The 986-nt window shown below is 54.1% G+C and carries 2 protein-coding genes; both read right to left on the bottom strand.

Features of this window, described 5'->3' with window-relative positions:
• Positions 1-430: phage major tail tube protein (locus tag OH663_RS26010; protein ID WP_263525947.1), on the bottom strand; the 430-nt coding region annotated here is incomplete at its 3' end.
• Positions 427-986 (bottom strand): phage tail sheath C-terminal domain-containing protein (locus OH663_RS26005; RefSeq protein WP_263525946.1); only part of this gene is annotated, 560 nt, incomplete at its 5' end. The genes OH663_RS26010 and OH663_RS26005, both read right to left, overlap by 4 nt.

The following is a 986-nucleotide window of genomic DNA, read 5'->3' as shown; positions in this document are numbered from 1 at the left end:
TGGCGAACAGTTCGCGCCCGTCCAGTGACTGACGGTAGTAGCTGACGGCAATATCAACCGTCACGGCATTTTCGGAAAGCGTGTCCTTACTGCGCGCATCCGGCGTGACGGTCTGTACAAACCCCTCGATTTCCTCAACCGTACCGCGCGCAGTGCCGTTACCGAGATAGCCCTGATAAGCCGTAAAGCGTGAACGGCTGCCGCTGACAAAACCAAAGCTGGCCAGCATATCCGTATCTATCCCATAAAATTTAACCTGACAGGTCAGTGCTTCCATGCCGTCATCAACCGGAGTTGGCGCATCCTGTGCGCCGGTACGCAAATCCGTTTTAACAATAGCCAGAGACGGCGGCGTAAATTCATGCGCCCCCTGAATACGGATCCCCTGCCGGAAGAAGGTCCAGACGCGTAGTGTGTTTTTATCGCTCATGCTGCAAGCATCTCCTCAAGCGCATAGTTATTGTTCACCCGGACGCGCAGGCTGATAAGTTCAGTCGGCGATTTCGGACCAAAGTCATAATTGATGTACAGGACACCCGACGCCATGGTTTCCGCGGTGTTCAGTTCTTCATCCAGCCAGGCCCGCCCACCGAATATGGCGCCAAGACCGACCAGGTGCCGCATATAGGCATTGATGGTACCGATAATGTCATCCGCATTTTCCCGGTCCAGTGGGCGGTCAACATACTCCAGCATGGTTTCCTGAATGCTGTCCTCAATAACATCAGCAGTACGACGGACAGATTCAAAACGCCACTGTGGATTGGTAGCACACAGGCGGTTACCCCAGTGTTTAAAACCCGCCCGGCGGATAATGGTGGACACGTTCTGCATGTTGAGCAGGTTTGCATCGCAGTTCTCATCCCCGAGGATAAATTCATCGATCTGCTCAACACCGAGGATGTTGTTGATGTCCTGGTTCGACTTGCTCCACCACCAGCCTTTTTCAAAGTCGATGCGGGCGCGTAACCCGGCAGCAAACGCAG

Origin of the sequence: Citrobacter sp. Marseille-Q5395, assembly GCF_947057495.1 — a bacterium.
Lineage (GTDB): Bacteria > Pseudomonadota > Gammaproteobacteria > Enterobacterales > Enterobacteriaceae > Citrobacter > Citrobacter murliniae.
This window is presented reverse-complemented; position numbering and strand designations above follow the sequence as displayed.